9 protein-coding genes are annotated in these 6242 nt (G+C 62.7%); 1 reads left to right on the forward strand and 8 read right to left on the reverse strand.

The features are described 5' to 3' along the window. Nucleotides 1–5: 5 nt before the first annotated feature. On the reverse strand, nucleotides 6–644 hold the full coding sequence (locus VFZ97_10815; protein ID HEX6393925.1) for a TetR/AcrR family transcriptional regulator: 639 nt from the start codon (nucleotides 642–644) through the stop codon (nucleotides 6–8). A 69-nt stretch (nucleotides 645–713) separates the two neighbouring features. Between VFZ97_10815 and VFZ97_10820 the strand changes: the two genes are divergently transcribed. Further along, nucleotides 714–989, forward strand: a complete 276-nt coding sequence (locus tag VFZ97_10820) for a DUF4242 domain-containing protein (GenBank protein ID HEX6393926.1) — start codon at nucleotides 714–716, stop codon at nucleotides 987–989. A 15-nt stretch (nucleotides 990–1004) separates the two neighbouring features. Here VFZ97_10820 and VFZ97_10825 read toward each other — a convergent pair whose 3' ends face one another. The 7 genes from VFZ97_10825 to VFZ97_10855 form a co-directional block, all read right to left on the reverse strand. Next, nucleotides 1005–1298, reverse strand: a complete 294-nt coding sequence (locus tag VFZ97_10825; protein HEX6393927.1) for a hypothetical protein — start codon at nucleotides 1296–1298, stop codon at nucleotides 1005–1007. A 113-nt stretch (nucleotides 1299–1411) separates the two neighbouring features. Beyond that, nucleotides 1412–2626, reverse strand: a complete 1215-nt coding sequence (locus tag VFZ97_10830; protein ID HEX6393928.1) for a cytochrome P450 — start codon at nucleotides 2624–2626, stop codon at nucleotides 1412–1414. Then, on the reverse strand, nucleotides 2623–2862 hold the full coding sequence (locus tag VFZ97_10835) for a ferredoxin (GenBank protein ID HEX6393929.1): 240 nt from the start codon (nucleotides 2860–2862) through the stop codon (nucleotides 2623–2625). Before VFZ97_10835 ends, VFZ97_10830 begins: the two co-directional genes overlap by 4 nt. 108 nt (nucleotides 2863–2970) lie before the next feature. Then, on the reverse strand, nucleotides 2971–3165 hold the full coding sequence (locus tag VFZ97_10840) for a hypothetical protein (protein ID HEX6393930.1): 195 nt from the start codon (nucleotides 3163–3165) through the stop codon (nucleotides 2971–2973). 289 nt (nucleotides 3166–3454) lie between these two features. Beyond that, on the reverse strand, nucleotides 3455–5101 hold the full coding sequence (locus VFZ97_10845; protein HEX6393931.1) for a HAMP domain-containing sensor histidine kinase: 1647 nt from the start codon (nucleotides 5099–5101) through the stop codon (nucleotides 3455–3457). A 144-nt stretch (nucleotides 5102–5245) separates the two neighbouring features. Next, a complete protein-coding gene (locus tag VFZ97_10850) occupies nucleotides 5246–5905 on the reverse strand; it encodes a hypothetical protein (protein ID HEX6393932.1) in 660 nt (219 codons plus the stop codon). Nucleotides 5906–5969: 64 nt separating this feature from the next. Then, nucleotides 5970–6242, reverse strand: a 273-nt coding sequence (locus tag VFZ97_10855; GenBank protein HEX6393933.1) for a DUF4129 domain-containing protein, incomplete at its 5' end; no start/stop codon positions are given.

Here is a 6242-nt window from a genome sequence, read left to right on the forward strand (position 1 = left end):
GGTTTCTATTGGCCTCGGGCGGCCGAGAGCTTTCGTGCGTTCCGTGGCGAGGCAGGAGGGCGGAGGCCGGCAAGCAGGCGGGTGAGCACCTGCCCGACTTCCTCTCTCGCCGCGGTGGGGTCCTCAGCGCCGGCTATCAAAGTGCAAGCCTCGCCGATCGCTCCGGTCAGCATTATGGCCAGCGGGCGCAGCGGTTGGGTCTCGATGACGCCCTCGCGCATCGCCCGGCGCAGGGTGGCACGAACGAACGCCGACTCGTCCCGGCTCTGCAGCTCACGGTACGCCGCCGCAGAAAGCACCGATCTGGCATCGGTCAACACAATCTGCCGGACGGCAGGATCGAGGTAGGCGTCGAATATCGCCATGCATCCGGCTTCCAAGGCGGCGAAGGGATCGGGGAGCAGGAACAGATCCTGGAGCTTGACGGTAGTGTCGCGCCTCACCGATTCGGCCACCGCCATGAACAACTCCTCCTTGTCGGAGAAGTGGTGGTAGAGGGCGCCCTTGGTGACACCGGCCTCGTTCACGATCTCGTCCAGCGACGTGGCGTTGAAGCCTTGTTGTCCGAACAGTCGGCGCGCGGCTTCGGTGAGGGCTTCGCGGGTTGCTTCGCCGCGTTCTTGTTTTTTCCCCTTGACAACCATACCGTCGGTATGGAGTATACATACCAGCAGTACGGAATGGAAGACTACTGATAAGAGAAGGGGAAGGACATGCCGAAGTATCTGATCGAGCGCGACCTACCGGGCGCAGGGAAGCTCAGCCACGACGACTTGGTCGGGATTTCACAGAAGTCGAACCAGGTCTTGGCAGGACTCGGACCGGAGATCCGTTGGCTTCAAAGCTATGTCACCGACGACAAGATCTATTGCGTGTACGTGGCTCCCGACGAGGACATCCTGGTGGAGCACGCGAGGTGTGGCGGTTTTCCGATCGACAAGGTGTCGGTCGTTTCCGAGGTCATCGACCCTGCGACCGGACAGGTCTGAAGGTTTGAAGGACGTCTAGCCAGTCAGCGTTTGGCTGCCCGGCTTCGACCTGTGGGTGAACGGGAGCCGGAGACGGCGGCGTTGCTTCGGCACGTAGGTCTCGTCCTCGCCGAATTCACGCGGCGGGCGGATCTCGGCGCGGCGGTCACGTAGGCGCAGTTCGACGAAGCGCTCTTGCCTTTTTGCGGCGAGGGCACCGACCTGAGAGAAGCAGTTGAGCCGGCGCAGTTCGTCGTCTTCCTGACGGGTGAGACGCTCGTCGAGAGATGACAGTTCGTCTTCATGAGCGGCAGCAGCCTTACGTCTCACCTTGTCTATATCGGGTTGCCGGTAACAGGTCGATAGCACCCTTGGGAAAAACTGGAAATCTCCGCCGGTTGCATCCAAACTGCCGACGGGGGACGTGAGCTTGCAATCGAGCGTCAGAGGATGCGCAACGGAAGGGTGCGTGGTCCGCGGACCTGTCCTGCGGACCAGGTGACTCGGGCTGGATCAGCGAGCTCGAAGTCTGGAAAGCGCTTGAGCCATTCTTCGAGGGCGACGCGGAGCTCCATGCGGGCTAGGTTGGAGCCGAGGCACCGGTGGATTCCGAGGCCGAAGGCTGCGTGACGATTGTGCTCGCGGTCGAGGTGCACTGTGTCGGGATCGTCGAAGGCGTTCGGGTCCCGGTTGGCGGACGGGAACGGGAGCAGCAGCCAGTCTCCTTCTTTAAGGCGCTGGCCGTGGAAGTCGAAGTCCTGCGCGACCAGACGCGCCATGGTCACGGGGGCGTACGCCCTCAGGAACTCTTCCAGCGCAGTGTCCATCAGTTCCGGCTCGGCGACCAGCCGCTTGCGGTCCGAAGGGTGCTGGGCGAGATGCCACAACGATGCGCCGATCGCGGACCACGTCGTGTCGATTCCGGCGATCATCAACAGCACCATCGTTCCGCGCACGTGCTCCGTCTGGAGCCTCTGGCCCTCGATCTCGGCTTCGAGGAGAAAAGACGTGAGGTCATCGCGTGGATTCGCCCGATGCTCTTCGATCTGCGCATCCATGTACTCGTCGATCTCGCCCTGATTGATGATCGCTTGGCGCTCCTCGGGGGACTGATCGACGTCCTCCAGTACTTGGTGGATGAACTTACGGAAGATGTCGGCGTCTTCTTCGGGGAAGCCGAGCATTCGAACGATGACTCGAACCGGGATGTGTTGCGCGTAGTCAACCGCGGCGTCGAACTCGGTCTTGCCGGCTGTGGTTTCTAGTAGTTGTTGGCACAGTTCCCTTGTGTACGGCTCCAGGGCAGCTATCGGCTTTGGCCCGAATGCCGGGAGGAGCATGCGGCGGGCGATGCTGTGGAACGGGGGATCGGATGTGATCGGAGGCGCGAGGCCGATGGGGGCCGGAAGGTCCTCGGGCCCAGGCCGCACTTCGCTCACCACGACCGACCGAGAGGTGAAGTGTTCGGTGTCGTAGGCGACTTCCGACACGTACTCGTGGGTCGTCGGAAGCCACACCCCGCCGTAGCGGTTGCTGTGAGCAACTGGACAGCCTTCGCGCAGTTCCGTCCAAATCGGGTACGGATCGGCGACCCACGAGGGATCGGTGTGGTCGAAGTCGGTGTTCCAGTCCGATACAGGAGCGTGGCGGCTGGTCACGAGTCGACCTCCTCCAGGGAGATCGCGTACTCAGGACAGTTGGCTACCGCCCGTTCCGCCTTCTCGAGAAGCTCGGGTGGGACTGTGCCATTGCCCTTCTCTGAGGACATCCCGAGGTCGTCTATATCGAAGAGCTCGGGGGCGATGCTGTAGCAGCGGTTGTGTCCCTGGCACTTGTCGGGGTCGACGTGCACCCGGTAGGTGCGGGTGGCAGTTTGTCCTTTTTCAGCAGCCACGATTTCCCTCCGTGGTCGGACTGCGTTTACGCCGCTAGCTTACGGCGCTCCGTTCCCCCTGGGAAGCGGCCGAGGCCCAAACTGTGGCCTGCCTGGGCGGGATCTGATTCATTGTCCGGCGTAGCGGCAGTTGGCGTTGCCGTCGGAGGCGGGATGTCCTGGAGTCTGCACTTCGAGCTGGCCGGGCCGAACCGGATCGATGCTCAGCGTGAACGCTGTGGTCGTGAGCGTGCCGCGAAAATACGGCTGCAGCTGGATGGCTTGTGTGGGCAGCGCGCCCCTCTCGACCTGGTACTCGGACACGGCCGTTTGCAAAGCCTCGTAGTTTGAGATGCACGCCTGTTCGGAAGCCGCTCTGAGTTCACTTTGTACTTGCGGTGTGCCTGGTTTCGACAGCGAACTCGGAGCACCCCGAGGCAGGCGAGTGCCTGAGTCGGGGAGTGCGGTCAGCAAGTAGGCAGCAAGTCCACCGACCACGAGCAAGCCAGCTAGGAGGGCTAGGAGGCCTTGGCCGGCGTCCATCCCGGTCGGGGCCGTCGTCACAGGTCGAACAGGCCCGGACAAGCCGTAGTTCCTGGGATCAGCAGCTCGTCTACGAGACTCCGACAACGGCGCTGGATATCAGTGTCTCTTCGAGGCTGGAGTCCCCGAGGTCCGCGAGACCATCGAGACTCGTGTTTGTTAGGGAAGGGGCACTTGCAAAACGGGCCGTGAATACTGCTCCTCCTCCGGTCCGGTTCGCGGCTCGGAGATCGCCGCCCTGCTCATCCATGAGGAGCCTCGCCACGTGAAGACCGATGCCGGCTCCCTCTCCGTTACACGATGTCGTCCATCCACGGTCAAAGATGCGCTCCAGGCAATCGACCGCGATACCGGGGCCCCGGTCGGCGATGACCAGCGTCACCCAGGGATCGTCCGCAAAGGCACGGATGGTCAGGCGGGACCCGCCCGCGTAACGCCGGGCGTTGTCGAGTATGGCCTCGAGCACCTCGGAGGCGCGCCCGCGGTCGCCCTTGACCGCCAGATCCGGCGCAAGGTCAAGATCGATGGCCACGCCAGCGGTCCGTTCCCTTACGACTGCCGGCATCACCAGATCGAGAAGTTGGAAGCTCTGTGGGACTGACGCCCACTCTCGGGTAATCAACCGGCGTGCTCGATCGAGGGAAGCCTCCAGAGCTCGTGAAAGCTGCATTCGGTCGCCGTCGCTAAGAGAAGCGCTCGTACCGGAGAACACGAGGGCGTGGGTTGCGACCGTGATCGCCCCCAACGCCGAGCGGAGGTTGTGTACCGCCTCCTGATGCGCTTGCTCTTCGGATTGACGGCGGGCCTCGCTTCCTTGGAAGGCCAGGAGTGATTCGAGGACCAACGACTGGTGGTCGGCCACGCTCGACTGCAGGGCCCGGATCGTTCCCAGCAACACGAGAGTTGTGGCGACCACTCGGAGCACGTGACCGCCAAGCTGTGCGAGCCCAGCGGCCGGAAGCAGCGATACCGCGAAAGAGCCCTGGGCCAGGCACAGCATCGTGACGCCGAGCCAAATCTTGAGCCGCTCCTCGTCTCTACGGCCAGCCCATATGGCCGTGACCCCGGTAATGGCCCAAGCAATGGCTAGCAGCAGGTTCTCGTTCGATAAGGCTCCTATGCCTAGGAGGGCAAGCACCGGGGGATAGACCCAGGTGAGGCGCCGGAGCCCGGGTCGGTCATCCTCTCGACGGCTCACGACCGACAAGAAAAGGAAACCCAGCGCCAGCGAGAGGCTTCCTCCGTTGAACCATCGGCCGGTTGCTCCTGACCCAATTGAGGTATTTGCGGCCTCGGCAAGACTGGCTAGTCCGTAGGCGGCAAGCCCTGCCGCGGCCAACATGGGAGCGACCTCGTGGGCGACCCAGGCCCTGATCGCCGAGAGGACGGCAGCACCGAGTGCGAGCTCGCCGGCGAGCATCGACAGAATGATGATGCTTGTCCGGGACGGGTGGCTCTGGCTCACGTTGATGCTGAGGGCGGCGACTCCGAGGGCCGCCCAGACCGGTATGACCAGCAGGGCAGCGACCGTGAGCTGGGCACCGCCCGTTGTCTCCAACTCGGGATCGCGCAGGGCCGACCGTAACCGTGTGAGCCGCCGAAGCGACCTTCGTAATCCCACTCCGAGCACGGCTAGGTCCTTCACGGGACGGATAACTTCGCGCGGCAGATCATCGGCGTCTTGTAGGAAGTCGTCAAAAGCCGGTACAGCCGTCACGAGGCGCCCCTTTCGACACTCGTCCCGCGGACGCTAGAGCCGCATTCCCACAGGAATCACAACAAACTCCCGATATGACAAAAACTTGCCTCCTTGGCGGTCGCTCTCGAAGAGAGCCGCCAGGTTTACGAGGCGAACTGCTGTTCAAAGTCGGCGCGCGCTTTCCCGGAAATCGACGCCCGAGCCGATCACACCGACAACAGCAGCGACCAATAGAAGTATCAGTCCCCAGGCGATGTGCTCATGGACCGGAACCGAGCGCCCCACCAGCGAGAAGCGAGCGGTAGCGGCGTCCGCTCTGGACAACTCCTGGACGACTCGAACGACGAAGTAGGTTGTGAAGGCGAGGGCCATCGCGGAGACACTCAGTGCCAGCAGCTGTAGGACCGTCTGGGATGACGTCATCATTAGCGTGCCGACGAGGATCATCACGATTCCGAGTGCCACGGTGATCCAGCCGTTCATCGTTATTGCATTCGAAATGGCTCGGTCGGTGCCATCGACGCTGACCGTGTTGCCGAAAAGTGACACCGAAATCCAAGGAGAGACGGATCCGACTATGAGGAGGACTCCCGTCAACAGCAGCACGACACGGGACGCCGTGATGCCGGACTTCCTTGCAGTATCGGACTGGGGGGGACCCCACCAGGGTTCGCCCCTGGTTGCAGCTGCGTAAGGGATTAACGTCTTTGTCGACACCCTGCCCATTGCTACCGACTCGCCGACTTGCCGATCGCTGGACGACCACCAGTCAGGCTGAGCCGTTAGCGCGGTTCCGCCACGTTTCCGAAATAAGTCCTTCATGCCTTTGACCCCTTCGCGTGCCCCGCCGAGACTCTAACTGGGACCCCAGAGAGATTTGTCGTGCTTAGACCTTTGTACGCGTCAAACGGCGTGACTTGAAAATATGGGCCGTACGTCTCTTGAGCCGTCTTGCGGTTACGACCATGAGTTGCTGCTCGGGAGGAGGCCGTTCCGCGCCCCCGTACACGCTCTCGTTGACGCCGCTAGCGAGCTTGGTCCAATCTTCGCTTCCTTGTTGAGCGTCAAGAGCTGAGGCGTACTCGAGCAGCGTCTCGGATGGGCGTCGAGGACGCTCGCGTTTCTTGCCGGCCCGCTCCATTTCACGAGCGACGGCGTC

It is taken from the genome of Acidimicrobiales bacterium (assembly GCA_036378675.1).
Lineage (GTDB): Bacteria > Actinomycetota > Acidimicrobiia > Acidimicrobiales > Palsa-688 > DASUWA01.